Origin of the sequence: Pseudomonas sp. S5F11, assembly GCF_019641515.1 — a bacterium.
GTDB lineage: Bacteria > Pseudomonadota > Gammaproteobacteria > Pseudomonadales > Pseudomonadaceae > Aquipseudomonas > Aquipseudomonas rhodesiae.
In genome coordinates, this window is the sequence record NZ_JAIFJZ010000001.1 from 2,507,212 (window position 1) to 2,526,734 (window position 19,523).

A 19,523-nucleotide genomic window follows, 5' to 3' on the forward strand; every position below is an offset into this window, starting at 1 on the left:
CGAGGACATGCCTGTGAACCTTATCTCGACAACAACACTGGCCCCTGTGGGAGCCGGGCTTGCCCGCGATGCTGGCGACTCGGTTTACCAGGCTGACCGCGCCGATACGCTCGCAGGCAAGCCATCTCCCGCACAGCGCAAATCCCACTTCGCCTCGGCCTACTGTGCGCTGGCCCTGGCCATCTCGCTGGCCGGTTGCGTCGGCCTGCCCGACCAACGCCTGGCCAATGAAGCGCTCAAGCGCGGCGACACCGTCACCGCGCAGCAGAACTACCAGCAACTGGCCGACCTGGGTTACAGCGAGGCCCAAGTGGGCCTGGCCGATATCCAGGTTGGCACTCGTGACCCGGCGCAGATCAAACAGGCCGAGGCCACGTACCGCGCCGCAGCGGATACTTCGCCCCGCGCCCAGGCGCGCCTGGGTCGCCTGCTGGTGGCCAAGCCCGGCGCCACCGAGGCCGAGCACCACGAAGCCGAAACCCTGCTGAAAAAAGCCTTTGCCAATGGCGAAGGCAACACCCTGATTCCACTGGCGATGCTGTACCTGCAATACCCTCACAGCTTTCCCAATGTGAATGCCCAGCAGCAGATCAGTCAGTGGCAGGCGGCGGGTTATCCGGAAGCGGGCCTGGCCCAGGTGCTGCTGTATCGCACCCAGAACACCTACGATCAGCATCTGGATGATGTGGAGCGCATCTGCAAAGCCGCGCTGAACACCACCGATATTTGCTACGTCGAACTGGCTACGGTCTATCAGAAGAAAGCCGAGCCAGAAAAACAAGCCGAACTGCTCAAGCAGATGGAAGCCGGCTACAGCCGTGGCACCGTCACCGCTCAACGGGTCGACAGCGTTGCCCGCGTATTGGGTGATGCCTCCCTGGGCAAGACCGACGAAAAGACGGCCCAGGCGCTGCTGGAAAAAATCGCCCCCGGCTACCCCGCGTCCTGGGTCAGCCTGGCGCAACTGCTCTACGACTTCCCCGAACTGGGCGACGTCGACCAAATGATGAAGTACCTGGACAACGGCCGCGCCGCCGACCAGCCGCGCGCTGAACTGTTGCTCGGCAAACTCTACTACGAGGGCAAGTGGGTGCCGGCCGATGCCAAGGCCGCCGAAGCGCATTTCGAAAAAGCCGTTGGCAAAGAAGTGGCCGCCGATTACTACCTCGGCCAGATCTATCGCCGTGGCTACCTGGGCAAGGTCTACCCGCAAAAGGCCCTGGACCACTTGCTGACCGCTGCGCGCAACGGCCAGAACAGCGCCGATTTCGCCATCGCCCAATTGTTTTCCCAAGGCAAGGGCACCAAGCCCGACCCCGTCAATGCCTATGTCTTCAGCCAGTTGGCCAAGGCCCAGGACACGCCGGAGGCCAATGACCTGGCCGCCCAGCTCGAAGCCCCGCTGACTCCGGAACAACGCGCCCAAGGCCAACGCCTGGTGCAACAGGAGCTGGCCGCGCGCGGCACCCTGGCCCAAAGCACGCTGCAACTGCACGCCCTGCAAGAAGAAGACGGCGAGGAATCCCTATGAAGCTCAACCCATTCGTCAAGGCCGGTATTGGCCTGACCTTTGCCCTGCTGTGGTCGTGCCCGACCCTGGCCGCGCTGACCGAAGCCAAGAATTTCGGCCTGGAAGTCAAAGCCACCGCGCAATCCGAAGACGACCGCGACCTGGGCACCCAGAAAGGCGGCGACGTCAACGGCGTCGGCCTGGACCTGCGCCCGTGGATCTACGGCGAAAGCGGCAACTGGAGCGCCTACGCCATGGGCCAGGCGGTGGTGTCCAGCGACATCATCGAGACCGACACCCTGCAACAGTCGGCCGATGACGCAGACCAGCCCACCACCAATGACGACCGCAAAGCCAAGAAAAACTACTTGGCGATGCGTGAGTTCTGGGTGGGCTACAGCGGCTTCACGCCCTACCCCGGCGAGATCCTCAAGTTCGGCCGCCAGCGCCTGCGCAACGACGACGGCCAATGGCGCGACACCAATATCGAAGCGCTGAACTGGACCTTCGACACCACTTTGCTCAAAGCCAATGTGGGCGCCGCCGAACGCTTCAGCGAATACCGCACCGACCTCAAGGAACTGTCGCCCAAGGACAAGGACCGCCAGCACTTCTACGCCGACGCTTCCTACCAGTGGATGCCGGGCCAGTGGATCGGCCTGCGCGGCCATCACACTCATGACGACGGCAAGCTGGATTACCCGGAACCGGGCGTGCCCACCGACTCGTTGGACAAGCGCGAAAACGGCGACCTGACCTGGCTCGGCATCGAAGCCAACAGCGACGCCTACAACTGGCGCAACACCAACACCGTCAACTACTGGGCCAGCGTCACCGGTATGCAGGGCGACCGCGACACGGTCAACGCCCTCAAAGCAGACGGCAGCCGCCCGGACCAGGCCAAGCGCAGCGATAACGTGAACGGCTGGGCCACCGACCTGGGTATCCGCCTGCGTCTCGACCCGCAGTGGCAAGTGGGTGCGGCCTATGCCCGCGCCAGCGCCGAATACGAACAGAACGGCCTGCAGAGCAACCGTTCGAACTGGACCGGCACCCAATCCCGTGTGCATCGCTTCGGCGAAGCGTTTCGCGGCGAAATGAACAACATGCAGTCCATGAGCCTGTTCGGCTCCTGGCAACTGCGTGAGGACTATGACGCCAGCCTGGTGTACCACAAGTTCTGGCGCGTGGACGGCAACAAGCCGGTGGGCAGCAACGGTATCGACGCGGTGCAGAACAACACCGACGACGTGACCGGCGCGATCCTCTCCAGCACGTCCCTGCCGCTGGAAGACGGTAAGAAAGACCTGGGTCAGGAGATGGACCTGGTGGTCACCAAGTACTTCAAGACCGGCTTGCTGCCGGCCGCGCTCAGCCAGTCGATCGACGAGCCGTCGGCGTTGGTGCGTTTCCGTGCGGGTGTGTTCAAACCGGGTGACGCCTACGGCAGCCAGGTCGACTCGTACATGCATCGCGCGTTTGTCGACGTGATCTGGAAATTCTGATGGGAGCCTGCGCAATGAATGCTCAAAGCCTACTCGTCGCGGCAATGCTGGTGGCCAGTACCACCGCGTTTGCCGATACGACGGCCAAGGCGCCGACCATCGCCAAGGAACTGCAACAGGCCAAGACCTACACCATTTCCAGCCCGCCGACCGCGCCGCTGGAAATGGCCAAGCCGGCCCTGCCCGACCTGTCGGGCTACACCGCCGCGGCCATGGAAAAAAAGATCGTACGCACCAAGCCGGGCAAAATCAGCATCCGTCGCATGATGCAGGAAGACGCGCTCAAGGACTTTATCGGCGGCGATAACAAGATGGCCGAATGGGTGGTGCGCCAGCATGGCATTCCCCAGGCGATCTTTATCGACGACGGCTACATGAACCTCAAGGACCTGCTGGGCAAAGTGCCCAAGCAGTACCTGAGCGAAACCTCGCCGGGCGTGTTCCTGGCCAAGTTGCCGATCGTGGTCGGGCGCAAGGGCATCCTCGAAATCGACAAGCGCACCCAAGAGCTGCGCCTGTCCCAGGAAGCCGGTTCGTTCCTGATCAACGACGGCCAGCTGTTTGTGCGCGACACCAAAATCACCGGTTGGAGCGAAAAGGCCAATGGCCCGGCGCTGTTCAAGTCGCCCAAGGAATTCCGCCCGTTCCTGCTGGCCTGGGGCGGCACCGAGACCTACGTCGCCAACAGCAAAATGGCCAGTTTCGGCTACGCCAACAGTAAGTCGTACGGGGTGAGTATTTCCCAGTACACGCCGAATATGGCCAAGGTACTCAAGCGTCCTGAGCCGACCGGCTGGATCATTGATTCAGAGTTCTCGGACATGTGGTACGGCTTCTACTGCTACGAGACCACCGGCTTCGTGATCAAGGGCAATACCTACAAAGACAACATCGTCTACGGCATTGACCCCCACGACCGTTCCCACGGCCTGATCATTGCGGACAACACCGTCTACGGCACCAAGAAGAAGCACGGCATCATCATTTCCCGGGAAGTGAACGACAGCTTCATCTTCAACAACCGCAGCTACGACAACAAACTCTCGGGCCTGGTGATCGACCGTAACAGCGTCAACAACCTGATCGCCGACAACGAGATCTACCGCAACCACACCGACGGCATCACCCTCTATGAGAGCGGCGACAACCTGCTGTGGGGCAACAAGGTGATCAGCAACCGCCGCCACGGCATCCGCGTGCGTAACAGCGTAAACATCAAGCTGTACGAAAACGTCGCGATGGCCAACGGTTTGACCGGCGTCTACGGCCACATCAAGGACTTGACCGACACCGACCGCGACATCGCCCTCGATCCGTTCGACGCCAAGGTTTCCCTGATCGTGGTCGGCGGTGAACTGGCGGGGAACGGCAGCGGGCCGCTGTCCATCGACTCGCCGTTGAGTATCGAGCTGTACCGCGTGTCGATGCTGGCGCCGACCAAATCCAGTGGCATCAGCTTCTCCGGCGTCCTCGGCGATCGCCAGGAAGAAATTCTCGACCTGCTGGTGCGCCAGCAGAAAGCCGTGCTGATCGACCCTGTCGAACGCCAGACCGAAATGCAGGACTGAGGATGACCCTTATGCACCCACACATGATCAAACTGCTGAGCCTCTCGGGTCTGACCCTCGGCCTGCTCGCGGCCAGCCAGGGCGTGCGCGCCGACGAAGTCAAGGCACCGACCTTTACCGCCGAACCGTGCTGCAGCCTGTGCCCGGCCGCCCACGACGCGAAGAACTACACCACGCGCTACCAGCAGAACTTCACCACCCTGGTGCAAGCCCAGGGCGACTGGCTGTTCCGTACCCAGGAAGACCTGCGCACCGAGTTCGACACCACCCCGGCCGGCTACAAGCGCATGCAGCAGTTGCATGACGCGTTCAAAAGCAAAGGCGTGGAACTGGTGGTGGTCTACCAGCCGACCCGTGGCCTGGTGAACCGCAACAAGCTCAATCCCGCAGAGAAAGCCTCGTACGACTTCGACAAGGCCCTGACCAACTACAAGACCATGCTCGGCCGTTTCGCCAAGATGGGTTACGTGGTGCCGGACCTGTCGCCGCTGACCAACGAGCAGTTGCCCGACGAACTACCGGCCCACGATTTCTACTTCCGTGGCGACCAACACTGGACCCCATACGGCGCCCAGCGCACCGCGAAAATCGTCGCGGCCAAGGTCAAGCAAATGCCGGAATTCGCCGATATTCCCAAGCGTGAATTCGAAACCAAGCGCTCCGGGCGCATGGGCAAGACCGGCACCCTGCACAACATGGCCGGGCAACTGTGCGGCACCAGTTACGCGATCCAGTACATGGACCAGTTCACCACCGAGCCTAAGGGCGAAGCGGGCGACGGCGACCTGTTCGGCGATTCCGGCAACCCGCAGATCACCTTGGTGGGCACCAGCCATAGCGGCAAGAACTACAACTTCGCCGGGTTCCTGGAAGAAGAAATCGGCGCCGACATCCTCAACGTCGCCTTCCCCGGCGGCGGCCTGGAAGGCTCGATGCTGCAATACCTGGGCAGCGACGAGTTCCAGAAAAGCCCGCCGAAGATCCTGATCTGGGAATTCTCGCCGCTGTATCGCCTCGACCAGGAGACCATCTACCGCCAGATGATGTCGCTGCTCGACAACGGCTGCGAAGGCAAGCCCGCGCAGATGAGCGCCAGCGCCACCTTGAAACCGGGCAAGAACGAATTGCTGGTCAACAGTTCGAACAAAGACCTGCGCAACGCCAACCATCAGGTCGACATCCGCTTCGCCGACACCTCGGTGAAAACCCTGCAAGCCACCCTCTGGTACATGAACGGGCGCCACGAGGACATCAAGATCGAGAAACCCGAAACATCCGATACAGACGGGCGTTTCGCCTTTGAACTGCGCACCGATGAAGACTGGGCCTCGCAGAACTTGCTGGCCGTGGAAGTGCAGGGTCCGGAAAAGGGCACTGCCGCGCAGAAGGTCGAAGCGAAAATTTGCACACGCAACGTATTCCCAAGCGGTGGTCAACAGACCGCCCAACTCGGGAAGTGAGGTTACTTATGCAAAAGCTGATGCTCCCTACCCTGCTGGGCCTGGCGATGTTCGCCGGCTCCGTCAACGCCGCCGCGCCGCTGCGTCCGCCCCAGGGCTATTTCGCACCGATCGAAGCGTTCAAGACCGGCGACTTCAAGGAAAACTGCGACACCATGCCCACGCCCTACACCGGGCCGCTGCAATTTCGCAGCAAGTACGAAGGTTCGGACAAGGCACGCGCCACGCTGAATGTGCAGTCCGAGCAGGCGTTCCGCGACAGCACCGCTGACATTACCAAGCTGGAAAAAGACACCAGCAAGCGCGTGATGCAGTTCATGCGCGACGGTCGCCCGGAGCAGCTCGAATGCACGTTGAACTGGCTGGTGTCCTGGGCCAAGGCCGATGCGCTGATGTCCAAGGACTTCAACCACACCGGCAAGTCCATGCGCAAATGGGCGCTGGGCAGCATGGCCTCGGCCTATGTGCGCCTGAAGTTCTCCGACTCTCACCCGCTGGCCAACCACCAGCAGGAGTCGCAGCTGATCGAAGCCTGGTTCAACAAACTGGCCGATCAGGTAGTGAGCGACTGGGACAACCTGCCGCTGGAGAAAACCAACAACCACTCCTACTGGGCCGCCTGGTCGGTGATGGCAACCTCCGTCGCCACCAACCGCCGCGACCTGTTCGATTGGGCGGTGAAGGAATACAAGGTCGGCGTGAACCAGGTCGACGACCAAGGTTTCCTGCCTAACGAATTGAAGCGCCAGCAACGCGCGCTGTCGTACCACAACTACGCCTTGCCGCCGCTGTCGATGATCGCCAGTTTCGCCCTGGTCAACGGCGTGGACCTGCGCCAGGAAAACAACAGCGCGCTCAAGCGCCTGGGCGACAAGGTGCTGGCCGGAGTGAAAGACCCGGAAATCTTCGAGCAGAAGAACGGCAAGGAACAGGACATGAAGGACCTGAAGCAGGCCATGAAATTCGCCTGGCTCGAACCGTTCTGCAACCTCTACACCTGTGCACCGGATGTGATCGAACGCAAGCATGGCATGCAGCCGTTCAAGACCTTCCGCCTGGGCGGCGACCTGACCAAGGTCTACGACCCGGCACATGAGAAAGGCAATAAAGGCTCCTGACGCAACGCGGTTAGACATGTGGGAGGGGGCTTGCCCCCGATAGCGGTGTATCAGTTGATACATCCGGTGACTGACTCACCACCATCGGGGGCAAGCCCCTTCCCACATTTTTGAGCCGGTTTCGTCAGTAGGAATGTAGTACCGCCCCCCGTTTTTTCGTGGGGGGGTTTGGGGGGGCTCTGGCCCTTGACTGTTGGTTAAACATGGAGAGATCGGGATGGTTTTCTCGTCCAATGTGTTCCTGTTTCTGTTCTTGCCGATCTTTCTCGGCTTGTATTACTTGAGCGGGCAACGCTATCGCAATCTGCTGCTGCTGATTGCCAGCTACGTGTTCTACGCCTGGTGGCGAGTGGACTTCCTGGCGCTGTTCGCCGCCGTGACGCTGTGGAATTACTGGATCGGCCTCAAGGTCGGTGCCGCCGGTGTGCGCACCAAACCGGCCCAACGCTGGCTGCTGCTCGGCGTGGCCGTCGACCTGTGCATCCTCGGCTACTTCAAGTACGCCAACTTCGGTGTCGACAGCATCAACGTGATGATGAAATCGATGGGCCTGGAGCCGTTCATCCTGACCCACGTGCTGTTGCCGATCGGTATCTCGTTCTACATTTTCGAGTCCATCAGCTACATCATCGACGTATACCGTGGCGACACCCCGGCCACGCGCAACCTCATCGACTTTGCGGCGTTCGTGGCGATTTTCCCGCACCTGATCGCCGGCCCGGTGTTGCGTTTCCGCGACCTAGCCGACCAGTTCAACAACCGCACCCACACCCTGGATAAGTTCTCCGAGGGCTGCACGCGGTTCATGCAGGGTTTTATCAAGAAAGTCTTTATCGCCGACACCCTGGCGGTGGTGGCCGACCATTGCTTCGCCCTGCAAAACCCCACCACCGGGGATGCCTGGCTCGGCGCGCTGGCGTATACCGCGCAGCTGTACTTCGACTTCTCCGGCTACAGCGACATGGCCATCGGCCTGGGCTTGATGATGGGTTTCCGCTTTATGGAAAACTTCAAACAGCCGTATATCAGCCAGTCGATCACCGAGTTCTGGCGCCGCTGGCACATCAGCCTGTCGACCTGGCTGCGTGACTACCTCTACATCACCCTGGGCGGCAACCGTAAAGGCACGCTGATTACTTATCGCAACCTGTTCCTGACCATGCTGCTCGGTGGCCTGTGGCACGGCGCGAACATCACCTACATCGTGTGGGGCGCCTGGCACGGCATGTGGCTGGCGATCGAAAAAGCCATCGGCCTGAACACCGCGCCGCGCAGTTTCAATGTGCTGCGCTGGGCCTTCACCTTCCTGCTGGTGGTGATGGGCTGGGTGATCTTCCGCGCCGAAAACCTGCACGTCGCCGGCCGTATGTACGGTGCGATGTTCAGCTTTGGCGAGTGGTCGCTGTCGGAACTCAACCGCGCCAGCCTCACTGGCCTGCAAGTGGCAACCCTGGTGGTGGCGTATGCGACTTTGGCGTTCTTCGGCCTGCGCGACTTCTACACCAACCGCCCCGCCGACAAAACCAAGCCGGCCGACCCGAGCCTGATCAAGGCCGTACCGGGCGACAACCCCGGCAGCATCCACCAGCCCGGTTTTACCGTGGGCCAGGACGCTGCCGTGCAACCGGCCTACTGGACCGCTGACTGGCCACGCTACGCCATGCGCGCTGCGGTGCTGCTGCTATTCGTGGCGTCGATTCTCAAACTGTCGGCGCAGAGTTTCTCGCCGTTCCTTTACTTCCAATTCTGAGGGAGCCGACCATGACCCGTTCATTACGCGTCCTCTATATCGGCCTGTTCCTGGTGCTGCTGTTGGCACTGGGCGCCTGGTCGCTGCGCAGCTTCTTCGGCTTTAGCACCAACGCCGACGCCACTGTGCTCAACGGTCGCTGGACCAAAGCCGTCGAAACCCACTACGACGACGAGTTCCCAATCAAACGCCTGGGCACCAACCTGTGGGCCGCGCTGGACTACAAGCTGTTCAACGAAGGCCGTCCTGGCGTGGTACTGGGCCGCGATCACTGGTTGTACAGCGACGAGGAGTTCAACCCCGCCGTCAACGAAGACCAGAACCTGGAAGGCAACTACGCGCTGGTCGAAGGTGTGCGCCAGAAGCTCAAGGCCCAGGGCATTCAACTGGTGATGGCGATCGTGCCGGCCAAGGTACGCCTGTATCCAGAACACCTGGGTGAAGTGAAGCCGGCCAGCATCCACGCCAACCTGTATCAGGACTTCCACGCCCGTGTCGCCGCCGACAAGATCCCGGCCCCCGACCTGCTTGGCCCGCTGCAACAGGCCAAATTGAGCGGCAAGCAAGTGTTCCTGCGCACCGACACCCACTGGACGCCGGACGGCGCGGAAGTCGCCGCCAAGCAACTGGCCAAGGCGATTGCCGAGCAGACCCCGCTCAGTGGCGAGCCACAGCGCTTTGTCACCGAGGCCGAAAAAACCGAGCCGCATAAAGGCGACCTGCGTCTGTTCCTGCCCTTGGACCCGCTGTTCGAAAACCTGATGCCACCTAAAGAGCCGCTGCAAAAACGCGTCACGCACCTGGCCGAAACCAAAGGCGACGACGCGCTGTTCAGCGACAGCGAAACCCCAGTGGCGCTGGTGGGCACCAGCTACAGCGCCAACCCCAACTGGAACTTCGTCGGCGCCCTCAAGCAAGCCTTGGGCAGCGATGTGATCAGCTATGCCGAAGACGGCCACGGCCCGATCCTGCCGATGCTCAGCTACCTCAAAAGCGACGACTTCAAGAACAGCCCGCCCCAGGTACTGATCTGGGAGTTCCCTGAACGTTATCTGCCGGTCAACAACGAAATCGGTGATGCCGACCCATCGTGGGTTGCGCAACTTAAACAAGCCGGTTCGCGCCAACAAAACATGGCACTCAACACCCTTGAAAAATCCGAGACGCCCGAACGGGCGCAAAACTGAAAGAGAGGTAACTCACATGACTTTCACTACAACTCCTCGTCGTCTCGCCAAGACTCTGGCCATCGCTGCCGGCCTGAGCGTCGTATCAATGTCCGCCTTCGCCGGGGGTGACGCCGCCCTGTACGGCCCGACCGCGCCAAAAGGTTCGAGCTTCGTGCGTGTCTACAACGCCAGCAACCAGGAAGTCAGCGCCACCGTTGGCAACACCAACCTGAGCGAAGTGGCCCCACTGGCCAGCAGCGACTTCAGCTTTATGCCTGGCGGTGACTACAGCGCCAAAGTCGGCAGCCAGACCGTGCCGGTCAAACTCGCCGCCGATCACTACTACACCCTGGTCAACAGCGGTAGCGGTCAGCCACAGCTGATCGAAGAACCGCCGTTCAAGAACAAGCAGAAATCCCTGGTGCGCGTGCAGAACCTCAGCGACAAGGCCCTGAGCCTGAAAACCGCCGATGGCAAGACCGATGTGGTCAAGTCGGTGGCCGCCAAAGGCCGCGGCGAGCGCGAGATCAACCCGGTGAAGGTGAGCCTGGCGTTGTATGACGGTGACAAGAAAGTCGGCGATGTGAAGCCGGTTGCGTTGGAACGTGGTGAAGCGGCGGTGCTGTACGTCACGGGCTCGGGTTCGAGCCTGTCGCCAGTGTGGGTGAAACGCCCTGTGTCGACCCGCTGATTAGATTCTGAAATTGACGCTAACCCTGTGGGCGCGGGCTTACCCCCCCCACAGGCTCTGACCCAAATCAATTCAAGGAGAAACACCCATGATCCCAGTAATCCTTTCCGGTGGTAGCGGCTCACGTCTTTGGCCGCTTTCCCGTAAACAGTTCCCCAAGCAATTCCTGGCCCTGACCGGCGAGCACACGCTGTTCCAGCAAACCCTGGAACGCCTGGTGTTCGAAGGCATGGACTCCCCGATCGTGGTCTGCAACAAGGACCACCGCTTTATCGTCAACGAGCAACTGGCCGCGCGTAAGCTCGAATGCCAGCGCATCCTGATGGAACCGTTTGGCCGCAACACCGCACCGGCCGTGGCCCTGACCGCGATGATGCTGGTCAACGAAGGCCGCGACGAGCTGATGCTGGTGCTGCCCGCCGACCACGTGATCGACGATCAAAAAGCCCTGCAGCGTGCCCTGGCCCTGGCCACCGTAGCCGCCGAGCGTGGCGAGATGGTGCTGTTCGGCGTGCCGGCCACCCGCCCGGAAACCGGCTATGGCTACATCAAGTCCACCAACGATTCGCTGCTGCCCGAAGGCGTGAGCCGCGTGCAACAGTTCGTGGAAAAACCCGATGAAAAACGCGCCGTCGAGTTCGTCAAAAGCGGCGGTTACTTCTGGAACAGCGGCATGTTCCTGTTCCGTGCCAGCCGGTTCCTGGAAGAGCTGAAAAAACACGATCCGGACATCTACGACACCTGCGTACTGACCCTGGAACGCAGCGAGCAGACCGCCGACACCGTGTCCTTCGACGACGCGACATTCGCCTGCTGCCCGGACAACTCCATCGACTACGCCGTGATGGAAAAAACCCAACGCGCCTGCGTAGTGCCGCTGAGCGCCGGTTGGAGCGACGTGGGTTGCTGGGCGTCGTTGTGGGCGGTCAACGACAAAGACGCCAACGGCAACGTGAGCAAGGGCGACGTGGTGATCCAGGACAGCCGCAACTGCATGGTGCACGGCAACGGCAAACTGGTGTCGGTGATCGGCCTGGACAATATCGTGGTGGTGGAAACCAAGGACGCGATGATGATTGCCCACAAGGACAAGGTCCAGGGCGTCAAGCAGATGGTCAACACCCTCAACGAACAGGGCCGCAGCGAAACCCAGAACCACTGCGAAGTGTATCGTCCGTGGGGCTCCTACGATTCGGTGGACATGGGCGGCCGCTTCCAGGTCAAGCACATTTCGGTCAAGCCGGGCGCGTGCCTGTCGCTGCAAATGCACCACCACCGCGCCGAACACTGGATCGTGGTCAGCGGCACCGCCGAAGTGACCTGTGACGAGAACGTGTTCCTGCTCACCGAAAACCAGTCCACCTACATCCCGATCGCTTCGGTCCATCGCCTGCGCAACCCAGGCAAGATCCCGTTGGAGATCATCGAAGTGCAATCGGGTAGCTACCTGGGCGAAGACGACATCGAACGCTTCGAAGACATCTACGGCCGCTCGACGCCGATCGAACGTGGCGTGTCGGTGAAAACTATCGCGCAGTAAAACAGTCGTACAAGAAGCCCTCGCCCAACCCATTGCGTCCCCTATCCGCAGTGGGTTGGGTGGGGGCTTTTTTTTGGATTTTCGCTGGCTGTGTGGGCCCTATCGGGGGCAAGCCCCCTCCCACCTTTGATCTGTGAATACATTCCAGTGTGGGTGCGGGCTTTTTTTGGATTTTCGCTGGCTGTGAGGGCCCTATCGGGGGCAAGCCTCCTCCCACCTTTGATCTGTGAATACATACCAGTGTGGGTGCGGGCTTTTTTTGGATTTTCGCTGGCTGTGTGGGCCCTATCGGGGGCAAGCCCCCTCCCACCTTTGATCTGTGAATACATTCCAGTGTGGGTGCGGGCTTTTTTTGGATTTTCGCTGGCTGTGTGGGCCCTATCGGGGGGCAAGCCCCCTACTGCCTTTGATCTGTGAATACATTCCAGTGTGGGTGCGGGCTTTTTTTGGATTTTCGCTGGCGGTGTGGGGCCTATCGGGGGCAAGCACCCTACTGCCTTTGATCTGTGAATACATTCCAATGTGGGAGGGGGCTTGCCCCCGATAGGGCCCGCAAGGCCACCACAGCACTCAAGCTACCCAATCCCACCTACGCTTAAGTTAGGATGCTGGTTCCAAATTCGAGGTGGTCTCCATGTTCTTCGGCATTCTCCTGATCATCACCTGGCTGATCCTGCTGCTGCGCTACCCGGCCAAAGCGCTGCCGGTGTCCCTCGCGGCCTTGGCGGGCCTGGGTTGCGTGGCCGTTTGGGTGGTGTGGCTGGACAACCGCGAAGCCTCACAATTGGCGCGCCTGGAACTGCGCATCACCTACGCGCCGCAGGACTGCCCAGCCGATCGGCCACTGAAGCTGACCCTGAACAACGGCAACGACGTGCCCCTCACCGAACTGCGCTGGCGCGTCGCGGCCTACGCACCGGGCGACACCGTGAACCTGGCCGACAACGTCTACGCCGCCCCGCGCTATCGCGGCCCCGGCGAGTTGCAGGCCGGCGCCACTTGGGACGATTGCCTGCCCACCCCACCGCTACGCCCCGGCTACCGCCCGCAAACCCTGGAATTTCGTGCCGAGCACCTGCAAGGCAGCTTCGCGGACTGATAAAGGACTGCTCCATGCCCAACGTATTGATCACCGGTTGCTCCAGCGGTATCGGCCGCGCCCTGGCCGAAGCGTTCAAAGCCGCAGGCTATGACGTACTGGCCAGCGCCCGCCGCAAGGATGACGTGATTGCCCTCAACCAGGTCGGCTTTCACGCCGTGCAGTTGGACGTCAACGATGCCACCGCGCTGAAAGCCCTGGCCGCACACCTGGGCGAGCTGGACGTGCTAATCAATAATGCCGGCTACGGCGCCATGGGCCCGCTGCTCGACGGCGGCACCGAGGCCATGCAGCGCCAGTTCGAAACCAACGTATTTTCCCTCGTCGGCGTAACCCAGGCGCTGTTCCCGGCCTTGCGCAAACGCAAGGGTTTGGTGGTGAATATCGGCAGCGTCTCCGGCGTGCTGGTCACGCCGTTCGCCGGTGCTTACTGCGCATCCAAGGCCGCCGTACATGCGTTGAGCGATGCCCTGCGCATGGAACTGGCGCCCTTTGGCGTGCGCGTCATGGAGGTCCAACCCGGCGCCATCGACACCCACTTCGCCAAAAACGCCGGCGCTCAAGCCGAACTGCTGATCAACGAACAATCGCCCTGGTGGCCGTTGCGCGATGGCATTCGTGCGCGCAGCCAGGCGTCCCAGGACAAACCGACACCCGCAACCGTGTTCGCGGCCGATGTGCTCAAGGCGGTGCAACAATCGCAACCGCCGCGCCTGTTGCGCTCGGGCAATGGCGGCCGGGCGTTGCCGCTGTTGGCGGCGTGGTTGCCCAAAGGATTATTGGAAACCGTGTTGAAAAAACGCTTTGGTTTAAATGGGAGTTTGTAAATGATCGACTACAGCGACTTTTTCGAAGAAGTAATCCAGACCCACATCGAGATCGAACAATGGTTTGCCGGCGTTGCGCCCGACGCAACCTTGGAAAACCTGCTTGCGCGCTTCTCTCCGGATTTCAGCATGATCGCCCCCGCCACCGGCGCACGGGTGAATGCGGCCGGCGTCAAGGCGCTGTTCACCCGCCTGGGCGGCATGCGCCCTGGCTTGAAAATCACCTTGAGCGAAATGACCGGGGTTGACCGCCACGCGCGCGGCGCCACGGTGACCTATCGCGAACATCAAGTGGACGACAGCGGCACCCAGACCGACCGCCGCGCCACCGTGGTGTTCGAGAAACAGGCCAGTGGTGCGCTGTTGTGGCGGCATTTGCATGAGACCTTCATCAAGGCATAACACAGTCAAATGTGGGAGGGGGATTGCCCCCCACATTTCAATTCTGCGTTTGGTCGACGATCACGGTGCATGTGATCCCCGCCGCCAACAGCACGCCTTGCGGCACTTCATCGATATGAATCCGCACCGGCACCCGCTGGGCCAGGCGTACCCAGTTGAAGGTCGGGTTTACATCAGCGATCAATTCACGGCTTTCGGGGTTGTCGCGGTCGTAGATGCCGCGGGAGATGCTTTCCACATGGCCCTTTAACGTCTCGCCGCTCATCAGTTGCATATCGGCTTTGTCACCAACTTTCACATGGGGCAACTTGGTTTCTTCGAAGAAGCCGTAGACCCAGAACGAGTGCATATCCACCACGGCCATCTTGGGCTCGCCGATGCGTGCGTAGTCGCCGCGATGGACGTTGAGGTTAGTGACGTAGCCGTCCACGGCCGCCACGACCTGAGTGCGTTTCAGGTTGAGTTCGGCTGCTTCCAGCTGGGCCTGCGCATGTTGGTAATCGGCCAGGGCCGAGTCGGCAATGTTGCTGGCGTCGTCGCGGTTTTCCTTGGAGATGACCAGAGCGTCCAGATCGGCGCGGCGGTGGGCGTTGACCTTGCGCATTTCCCAGGTGGCTTTGCGCGAGGCGACCAGCGCCTGGGCCTGTTTGACCGCGATGCGATAGTGCTCCGGGTCGATCTGCATCAGCAGGTCGCCCTTTTTTACCAACTGGTTGTCGCGCACCGGCACGTCGACCACTTCACCGGTGACGTCGGCGGCGACATTGATGATGTCGGCGCGCACGCGGCCATCGCGGGTCCAAGGGGTTTGCATGTAGTGCACCCACAATGTGTGGCCAATCCAGATCGCCAGGGCCAGTACCAGCAAGGTGGCAAGCAGGCTGAAAAACTTTTTCATCAGTGCATTCTCAACGGTAGACGCTCAGCGCCAGGGCGCCGAACAGGCAAACGAACAGGCTCAGGCGCAGCAACGCCGGATGCCAGAAAAACCGGTACAGGTCGAAGCCGGCCAGGAAGCGATCCAGGCCCCACGCCAGCACTGCGGCAATCAGGAACATCAGGGTCATGGTCGGCATATAAATGCCGTGGAACGCGATTTCACGGGGCATGCGGGGCTCCTTTGAGGGCCGCCAAGGGTGATTGCGGGTCCAGCAATGAGGTGCGGATAAAGTGCAGGTAGCTTTTCACCCGACGCAGGGCCGAGGTATCGAAGTGCGGGGCGAAGGGTTCGTCGGTGGCCTGCACGCGGCTGATCGCATGGTCGACCGCGACCAGCCCGCGCTCCAGGTTGCTCGCGCTGGGTTGCAGAAACAGCCGCACCAGCGAGCGCCCCATCACGCGGATCGCCTGGCGCCACGGCTGGGATTCGGCGTACGCCGGGTGCACCGGCAGGATCGCCTGTTCCTTGCGCAACTCGATGATCGCGTGGCCGACCTCCAGCACCACAAACATCCAGCGCAGCAAGTTGCGCTGCACTTGCGGCTGGCCGACGGCGAGGCCATAAGCCTGGTGCAACAGGTCGCGGGTACGGCTCTCGAAACTGGAGGCCAGGCCCTTGAGCTTGCCGCTGATGGCATACACCACCTGTTCGCGCAGGTCCTGCTCCAGGCGGCGCCACAACCAGCGGCTGTTGGGCGGCAGGATAATCGCCCCCGCCGCCGCACACACCAGCATGCCGATGATCATGGCGATGTAGTCGTTGATAAAGGTGTAAGGGTTGTAGACCGTGAGGTTGTCCGGCACCGAGCCGGTGCTGAAAAAGATCAGCAGGCCCACACCGACACCCGCGTATTGCGGGCGTGAGGCGAGGAATGCGCCCAGGATGATCACCGGTGCGAGCATCACGCACAGCAACGGGAAGCCATCGATCCAGGGGAACACGAAGAACATTTCGACAAAGCCCACCAGGGCACCGATCAAGGTACCGCAGGCCATCTGGAACGCCATGCGCTTGGGATTGGGCGTGGCGGCGGACAGGCCGACGGTGGCCGCTGCGATCATCGTCATCGTTGCGCCGCTGGGCCAGGCGGTGGCCACCCAGTAGCTGCCCAGCACGATCAGGATGAACGACGCACGAATCCCCGAAGCGGCGCAGGCCAGCCAGTTGGTTTTCGGTGTGTAGGGTTCGTCCCAGTCTTCCCGCGCATGGCTGTGCTCGGCCAGGGAGGCGTGGGTTTGCGCGTAGTTGTGCAGGTCGTCGACAAAGCGGTACAGCAACTCATAGGCGGTGTGAAAATCCAGCTGTTCGGCGTCGCTGGGGTTGCCCTCCTGAAAGCGCGCCCGCAGGCTGCGCACCGTGGCCGGCAAGCTGTCCTTGTAGGCGCTGAGCTGGTTGACCAGCCGCGCAGCATCGGGGCTGGTGAGGGCGCGGCCAGAGAAACCGTCGAGCACTTCGGCGAGGTCTTGCAGGCCCGGTTTGATCGCGGCCACCACATGGTCGGCGGCATCGGTGCGCAGGCGCTCAAGCAACTGGTGCAAGGCGTTGAAGCGGGTGGTGATACTCATGAATTCGCTGTTGAGGCGACTGAGGCGACCGTTGCGCCGACGCATGTGCGGGTCTTCGAACACCGTGATACTGCGCAGCCCCTCCAGGCCCACGGCTTCGGCGATGAAGCGCACGTTGCTGGCCTCGAAGCCGTCGCGCTGGCTGCGCCCGCGCAGGCCATCGGTGACGAACAGCGCGAACACGCCAAAGCGTTGGTAGAGCGCGTTGCGCATGGCGGCGCTGGAGGTCTGCGGCAGGATCGCGGCACTGACCAGGGTCGAGCAGATGATCCCCAAAGAGATCTCCAGCACACGCCAGACTGCCGCCATAAAGGCGCCGTCCGGATGCGCCAGGGCCGGCAGGCCGACCATCGCGGCGGTATACCCGGCCAACACAAACCCATAGGCGCGAAAGTTGCGGTTGCGCGTGGCGCCAGCGGTGCAAATGCCAACCCAGATCGCCAGCGCACCGAGAAACAGCTCGGTGTTCTGCGCAAACAGGGCGATCAACAAGACCATCACCGCCGACCCCGCCAGGGTGCCGAGGAAGCGGTAAAAACTCTTGGCAAACACCTGGCCGCTCTGCGGCTGCATCACGATAAATACCGTGATCATCGCGGTGCGCGGTTGCGGCAGCTCCAGACGCATGGCCAGCCATAGCGTAAGGAACGCCGCGATCAGCACTTTGAAGATGTATACCCAGGTCACGCCGTCACTGCGTGCCCAATCGAAGAAACCACGGCGCCACTCAAGGGAACGCAGCCAGCGCAGCGGTGCAGGCAAGGGAGTCATCGCAACCTACTCAGTGATCGAACGCGGCCAGCGCCGCCGGGGTCTTGCTCGGAACGGTCTTGGCGGGTGCAGGCACGTCGTCGCCGGCACCGAGGCCACCGCCCAGGGCGGTCACCAGTTCGGCATGGGCGCTCAGGCGCGCGGCCTGCACTTGCTGCTCGATCTGTTGCTGGCGAAACAGCAGGGTCTGGGCGTTGAGCACGTTGAGGTAGTCAGTGAGGCCGCGCTGATAGGCGATCATCGCGATGTCGTAGGTTTTCTGCGCCGAGGCCACCGATTGCGCGGCGAAGGTCTGCTGCTTGTCCATGGACTCGCGACGGATCAACTGGTCGCTGATGCCCTTGAGCGCATTGACCAGAGCCTGGTTGTAGCGTGCCACCGCGATGTCATAGCCGGCGCTGGCTTCGCCCAGTTGCGCGCGCAGGCGGCCGCCGTCGAAGATCGGCAGCGTGATGGCCGGGCCGACGCTGTAGTTGAATTTTTTGCCGGCCAAAAATTCCAGCATGCCGCCGCCGGTGGCCATATAACCGAGGCTGCCGACCAGATCGACGTTGGGGTAGAAACCGGCATGGGCCACATCGATGCCCCGCGCCTGCGCTGCCACTTGCCAGCGACTGGCAACCACATCCGGGCGCTGGCCAAGCAGTTGCGCGGGGACGCTCGACGGCAACTTGAGCGGCGCGGCCAGGGACAGGCTTGGCCGCCGCAACTGCGCGCCCTGCCCCGGCCCCATGCCCGCCAGCGCCGCCAATTGGTTACGGCTCAAGGCGATGGCTTCATCCAGCTCATCCAGTTGTCGATGGGTTTCCGGCAACGGCGATTCGGCCTGGCTCACGTCCAAATGCGTGCCGATCCCGGCATTGAGGCGTTTGTTGGCCAGGTCGAGGATCTGCTGTTGCTGGGCCAATGTGGCGGCGACGATATCGCGGTTGGCGTAGTGCAACGACAGTTGGATATAGGCGCGCACGACGTTGTTTTGCAGTTCGAGTTGGGCCTGACGCGCTTCGGCGGCGCTCATATGCGCCAGGTCCACTGCGCGCTCGGTGGCGTTGCTTTCGCGACCCCACAGGTCCAGGGCATAGCTCAAGCCCAGGGAAGTATTGTTGTCCCAGGTGTTGGCACCGCTCAGCTCGCCAGGGCCGTAGAACTGATCCTTGGGCCAATTGTGACGTTTGAGGGTGGTATCGCTGTTGACCTGCAGCGCTTCGGCCGACTCGGCCAACCCGGCCATGGCCCGCGCCTCACGCACTCGCGCCGCCGCCATGGCCAGGCTTGGGCTGTGCTGCGTGGCGAGGTCGACCCAGTGGTCCAGTTGCGGGTCGCCGTAGGCTTGCCACCACTGCACAGTGGGCCAGTGGGCGTCTTGCGCGGCGTGCTGGATAGCCTCGTCGGTGGCCAGTTGATTGGCATCGAGGGCGTGGCCTTGTGGGGCGATTCCTCCGGTTCCGATGCAGCCGCTGATTGCTAACGATAAAGCCCAAACACTGAGAGTCTTCAGCTCTCTGCTGATGCGACGCGGCACGGCAAGCGAATTCCTGAGATGGGTGAAGCGGGAGAGGTGGCGCAATTCTAGGGCGCGCGGGGGATGTCGATAAGCGGGTATTCCTG

At 61.8% G+C, this 19,523-nt stretch carries 16 protein-coding genes; 12 read left to right on the top strand and 4 right to left on the bottom strand.

Going from position 1 to position 19,523, the window contains the following annotated elements; genetic code table 11:
* Positions 1-7: 7 nt before the first annotated feature.
* The 12 genes from algK to K1567_RS11385 all read left to right on the top strand — a co-directional run bounded on the left by algK (position 8) and on the right by K1567_RS11385 (position 14,639).
* Positions 8-1,531, top strand: coding sequence for an alginate biosynthesis TPR repeat lipoprotein AlgK (gene algK, locus K1567_RS11330; protein ID WP_231980868.1), 1,524 nt, complete (start codon positions 8-10; stop codon positions 1,529-1,531).
* The gene (locus K1567_RS11335; protein WP_034111837.1) at positions 1,528-3,015 is read left to right on the top strand and encodes an alginate export family protein; all 1,488 of its coding nucleotides are present in this window, start codon (positions 1,528-1,530) and stop codon (positions 3,013-3,015) included. The genes algK and K1567_RS11335 overlap by 4 nt, the downstream gene beginning before the upstream one ends.
* Positions 3,015-4,583: a mannuronan 5-epimerase AlgG gene (algG, locus tag K1567_RS11340; RefSeq protein ID WP_034095994.1), complete on the top strand. Its 1,569-nt coding sequence runs from the start codon at positions 3,015-3,017 to the stop codon at positions 4,581-4,583. The genes K1567_RS11335 and algG overlap by 1 nt, the downstream gene beginning before the upstream one ends.
* Positions 4,584-4,594: 11 nt before the next feature.
* Positions 4,595-6,043, top strand: a complete 1,449-nt coding sequence (locus K1567_RS11345; RefSeq protein ID WP_034096761.1) for an alginate O-acetyltransferase — start codon at positions 4,595-4,597, stop codon at positions 6,041-6,043.
* 8 nt (positions 6,044-6,051) lie between these two features.
* Entirely contained in the window at positions 6,052-7,161 is a 1,110-nt protein-coding gene (locus tag K1567_RS11350; RefSeq protein ID WP_047881628.1) for a mannuronate-specific alginate lyase, read from the top strand.
* Between the two features lie 217 nt (positions 7,162-7,378).
* On the top strand, positions 7,379-8,911 hold the full coding sequence (locus tag K1567_RS11355) for an MBOAT family protein (protein ID WP_034095992.1): 1,533 nt from the start codon (positions 7,379-7,381) through the stop codon (positions 8,909-8,911).
* Between the two features lie 11 nt (positions 8,912-8,922).
* The gene (locus K1567_RS11360) at positions 8,923-10,098 is read left to right on the top strand and encodes an alginate O-acetyltransferase (RefSeq protein ID WP_034095991.1); all 1,176 of its coding nucleotides are present in this window, start codon (positions 8,923-8,925) and stop codon (positions 10,096-10,098) included.
* Between the two features lie 16 nt (positions 10,099-10,114).
* A complete protein-coding gene (locus tag K1567_RS11365) occupies positions 10,115-10,771 on the top strand; it encodes an alginate O-acetyltransferase AlgF (protein ID WP_034137039.1) in 657 nt (218 codons plus the stop codon).
* Between the two features lie 88 nt (positions 10,772-10,859).
* Positions 10,860-12,311: a mannose-1-phosphate guanylyltransferase/mannose-6-phosphate isomerase gene (locus K1567_RS11370; RefSeq protein ID WP_034095989.1), complete on the top strand. Its 1,452-nt coding sequence runs from the start codon at positions 10,860-10,862 to the stop codon at positions 12,309-12,311.
* A gap of 634 nt (positions 12,312-12,945) precedes the next feature.
* Positions 12,946-13,410, top strand: coding sequence for a hypothetical protein (locus tag K1567_RS11375; RefSeq protein ID WP_034095988.1), 465 nt, complete (start codon positions 12,946-12,948; stop codon positions 13,408-13,410).
* A gap of 14 nt (positions 13,411-13,424) precedes the next feature.
* Positions 13,425-14,237 carry an SDR family oxidoreductase gene (locus K1567_RS11380; RefSeq protein WP_220698508.1) on the top strand — a complete coding sequence of 271 codons (813 nt, stop codon included), beginning with the start codon at positions 13,425-13,427 and terminating at the stop codon, positions 14,235-14,237.
* Positions 14,238-14,639 carry a nuclear transport factor 2 family protein gene (locus K1567_RS11385; RefSeq protein ID WP_034095986.1) on the top strand — a complete coding sequence of 134 codons (402 nt, stop codon included), beginning with the start codon at positions 14,238-14,240 and terminating at the stop codon, positions 14,637-14,639.
* Between the two features lie 37 nt (positions 14,640-14,676).
* On the opposite strand, the gene K1567_RS11390 is transcribed toward K1567_RS11385, so the two are convergent.
* The 4 genes from K1567_RS11390 to K1567_RS11405 are packed head-to-tail and all read right to left on the bottom strand — an operon-like array spanning position 14,677 to position 19,437.
* The gene (locus K1567_RS11390; RefSeq protein WP_034095985.1) at positions 14,677-15,537 is read right to left on the bottom strand and encodes an HlyD family secretion protein; all 861 of its coding nucleotides are present in this window, start codon (positions 15,535-15,537) and stop codon (positions 14,677-14,679) included.
* A gap of 10 nt (positions 15,538-15,547) precedes the next feature.
* Positions 15,548-15,748 (bottom strand): DUF1656 domain-containing protein, encoded by a 201-nt coding sequence (locus K1567_RS11395; RefSeq protein ID WP_034095984.1) that lies wholly within the window; start codon positions 15,746-15,748, stop codon positions 15,548-15,550.
* Positions 15,738-17,915, bottom strand: coding sequence for an FUSC family protein (locus K1567_RS11400; RefSeq protein ID WP_034095983.1), 2,178 nt, complete (start codon positions 17,913-17,915; stop codon positions 15,738-15,740). Before K1567_RS11400 ends, K1567_RS11395 begins: the two co-directional genes overlap by 11 nt.
* 10 nt (positions 17,916-17,925) lie before the next feature.
* The gene (locus K1567_RS11405) at positions 17,926-19,437 is read right to left on the bottom strand and encodes an efflux transporter outer membrane subunit (protein WP_034095982.1); all 1,512 of its coding nucleotides are present in this window, start codon (positions 19,435-19,437) and stop codon (positions 17,926-17,928) included.
* Positions 19,438-19,523 lie beyond the last annotated feature (86 nt).